This window comes from Halorubrum sp. AJ67 (assembly GCF_000513435.1).
The window spans coordinates 55,815-59,385 of the sequence record NZ_CBVY010000014.1; the positions used below are offsets into that span (position 1 = coordinate 55,815).

Annotated in this window: 2 protein-coding genes and 1 pseudogene; 1 reads left to right on the forward strand and 2 read right to left on the reverse strand. The window is 68.8% G+C overall.

What is annotated here, in order from left to right:
• Positions 1-714: 714 nt before the first annotated feature.
• Positions 715-2,178 carry a Na+/H+ antiporter NhaC family protein gene (locus BN903_RS11380; RefSeq protein ID WP_048077836.1) on the reverse strand — a complete coding sequence of 488 codons (1,464 nt, stop codon included), beginning with the start codon at positions 2,176-2,178 and terminating at the stop codon, positions 715-717.
• A 200-nt stretch (positions 2,179-2,378) separates the two neighbouring features.
• Between BN903_RS11380 and BN903_RS11385 the strand changes: the two genes are divergently transcribed.
• On the forward strand, positions 2,379-3,362 hold the full coding sequence (locus BN903_RS11385) for a GTPase (protein ID WP_048077837.1): 984 nt from the start codon (positions 2,379-2,381) through the stop codon (positions 3,360-3,362).
• A gap of 55 nt (positions 3,363-3,417) precedes the next feature.
• Here BN903_RS11385 and BN903_RS15985 read toward each other — a convergent pair.
• Positions 3,418-3,571, reverse strand: a pseudogene (locus tag BN903_RS15985) (SIMPL domain-containing protein); the annotation flags it as partial.

Genomic DNA, 3,571 nt, shown 5'->3' on the forward strand with positions numbered 1-3,571 from the left:
AGGCGGTCGACCGCGGCCCCCTGCTCTCGGGCGTAGAGGACCGCGGCGGCCTCGATGGTGATCGCCAGCGCGCGCTGTCGCTCGTTGATCGCGGCGACCGCGCGCTGCTTCTCGACGCCGGTCGCGACGACCGCGTCGAGCGCGCTCTCGAAGGTGGACTGCTCGCGGAGAATCGACTCGTCAGGGGCGAACCCCTCCGGGAGGGTCACCTCCGCGGGGTCGAACTGCGGGACCAGGTCGCCGTCCTCGGACGCGAGGAGGCCGCGCCCGAGCGCGACGTCGACGAGCCGCTTCGCCTGATCGGGCGAGAACCACTCCCGCTCCAGCGACAGCGCGACGACGAACTCCCCCTGCCCGAGCCGGTCTTGGGCTTCGGCCTTGAACGGGGCGGCGACGGCGACCTCCAGACTCATGTGAGACGGACGGCTCGGCGGGCGCGTAAACGTGTCGAACGCCGGATCGCGAGCGGGTGCGAGTCAGGCCGGCGAGCGCGCCGGCAACGCCGAACGCGACCGACGCGAGCCCCCAAGCGTACAGCCACCGGTCGGACATAGACCGGATCGATCCCGCGCGAGGCATAACCGATCCGGTCGAGGCGGTCGGTTCCGGGATCGGGTGGAGGCAGGGGGTTCCGGGATCGGAAAGGAGCGAGTGGTTCCGCGATCGGAAGGAGATGTCCGACCCGGTCCGAACCTCGGAGCGGAAGAGCGAGCGTCAGTCGTCGCTGCCGGGGGTCGCGGTCGGCGTCTTACCGGGGTCGTCGGCCGAGACCGGGTTCACGTCGATGGTGTAGCCGGTCAGGGCCATGACGAACAGCACGACCGGCGAGAAGAACGCGAACAGGTAGTACGGCGCGTACTCCAGCGTCGGCACGCCGGTGGCGCTCGCCATGAAGACGGCTCCCGCGTGATACGGGATCAGCGCGCCGGTCGGGGTCCCAGCGGCCTCGACCGCGCGGGAGAGCTGGTCGGAGTCCATCCCGAACTCGTCGTAGGTGTTCCGGAGCGTGACGCCCGGCAGAACGATGCTCATGTACTGCTGGGCGGTGAGCGCGTTGATGAGGATGGCGGAGATGCCGGTTCCGGCGATGAGCGCGCCCGGACTCCGCACGGCCGAGGTGAACGCGTGGGCAATCACCGCGAGAACGCCCGTGCGCTCTAAGATGCCGCCGAGCGAGAGTGCGGCGACGACGACCGTGATCGTCCACGCGGATCCGGTGAGTCCGTCGGTCGCGAGGAGTTCGTTCACCGTGTTCGAGGCCGACTCGGGCGCGGTGCCGTACATGAACGTCTCCCACGCGGCGACGAAGCCGGCCCCCTGAAGGAGGATCGTCGTGAACGCACCGGCGAACACGCCCGCGACGAGGGTCGGGAGCGCGGCGTACCCGCGCAGCGCCAAGCCGAAGGTGACGACGAGCGGGACGAAGGCGAGGACGGTGATCGCGTACGTCTCGGTGAGACCGCCCTGAATCTCGGCGATCCGTCCCGCCGGGATGGAGCCGCTAACCCGGAGTCCGACAGCGGCGAACGCGATCACGGCGAGCCCGAAGGCGATCGCGGTGCCGGTCCGCATCCGGCGGATGTGTGCGTACAGGTCGGTGTTAGTGACGCCGGCGGCGAGGTTCGTCGTGTCGGAGAGCGGCGACTGCTTGTCGCCGGCGTACGCGCCCGAGAGGACGGCCCCGACCGTCATCGGGGCGGGGACGCCGAGCCCCGCGCCGATGCCGACGAAGGTGACGCCGAGCGTCCCGACCGTCGTCCACGAGGAGCCGATGGCGAACGCGACGACGGCGGCGAGGACGGCGGCCGCCGGGAGGAAGGTCGTCGGCGAGAGTATCTCCAGCCCGTAGTACATCAGGCTGGGGATCGTGCCGGCGCTGACCCACGTCGCGATCAGCCCGTAGATGGTGAAGATGATGAGGATCGCCTGCAGACCCATCACGAGTCCGTTCGCGACCCCGTCGAACAGGTCGTCCCAGTCGTAGCCGAGCCACAGCCCGAACGCGCCGACGAAGGCGATACTCCAGAGGAGCGGTGGGTGCGGGTCGAGACCGAGGACGGCCGAGCCGATACCGAGGAACGCCACGATGGCGAGGACCGGGACCAGCGCCGCCGCGAGGCTCGGGCGGCGGTCCGGGTCGAGGTCCTCGTACGCCGTGGGCGTGAACGAGCGTGGCATGACCGCAATTATTCCTTTGAAGCATAAGAACGTCTCGAAATATGCGCGAATAATATAATAATCATTCATCTTGTTCTCGGCGGGCGGCGGTGAAGGGAAGCGTTTCCCCCAGCACCTCCCGCGTCTAACCGTGTGCCGCCGTGTCGCGGCGGTCCGCGAACGGACGGTCTTATACGCGTCGGCGGCGAAGCCGGGGTAACATGATATTTGAGGGCCTCCCGACGACTCCGCGCGCGGAGGAACTCGTCGACAAGGCGTTCTCGCGGGCTGCTCGGGCCGGACGCGCGAAGCGCGGCCACGAGGCGCAGGAGTCGATGCTGCGGACCGCCGGCAACGTGCTCTCGGACAACCTGGAGAACGTCGTCACCTCGTGGCCCGACTTCGGCTTCGACGTCGACCCGTTCTACTACGAGCTGGCCGACGCCATCGTCGACGTCGACCGCCTCCGACAGGCGCTCTCGCAGGTGATGTGGGCCAGCCGCCAGATCGAGGACCTCCGCGACGAGTACACGACGAAGATCCGCAACTCCGACGTCGACACCGCGCGGAAACACCGCAAGCAGGCGTTCGCCCGCATGGCGGACGTGATGGACCAGATCGAAGACGATCTGCGGTACATCGGCGACTCGCGCGATCAGCTGAAGGTGCTCCCGGACATCCGTCCCGACGAGCCGGCCATCGTCGTCGCCGGCTACCCGAACGTCGGGAAGTCCTCGTTCGTCAACCGCGTCACCCGCGCGTCGAACCAGATCGCGGAGTACCCGTTCACCACGAAGGGCGTCCAGATCGGTCACTTCGAGCGGAACCACGTCCGGTACCAGATCGTCGACACGCCCGGGCTGCTCGACCGGCCGGAAGAGGAGCGCAACGACATCGAGCGGCAGGCGGTCAGCGCCTTAGAACACCTCGCGGACGCGGTCGTCTTCGTGCTCGATCCCTCCGGCGACTGCGGCTACCCGCTCGACGTCCAGCTCGAACTCCGCGAGGAAGTCCGCGAACTGTTCGGCGCGGACGTGCCGCTGCTCACGGTGGCGAACAAACACGACCGCTTCGAGGCGGTCAGAGCCGAGTCCGTCGACGCGACGATGAGCGTCACCGAGGACGAGAACGTCGAGGCCGTCCTCGATCTGGCCGTCGACGCGGTCGGCTACGAGCCGGACCTCCCCACCCGCGACGGGGAGTAACCGGTCGAAACGCTCCTCGCGCCGTCACGGGCGAAAGAGACCGATAGCCGCGTTCTCAGGCCGGAACCGCTTCGTACACGACGTTCACGGAGACGCTCACGCTCACGTCGCCCGTCTCGACCGCGGTCGAAGCGCCGCCGGACGCGTCCCCGCCGTCCGCCGCCGCGTACGACTCGGCCACGTACGGCCGCGACTGCGACTGCGCGGTC

What these genes read in the sequence shown, in the direction of transcription:
- BN903_RS11385 (WP_048077837.1), top strand. Translation starts at nt 2,379, where the DNA reads ATGATATTTGAGGGCCTCCCGACGACTCCGCGCGCGGAGGAACTCGTC.
- BN903_RS11380 (WP_048077836.1), bottom strand. Translation starts at nt 2,178, where the DNA reads ATGCCACGCTCGTTCACGCCCACGGCGTACGAGGACCTCGACCCGGAC.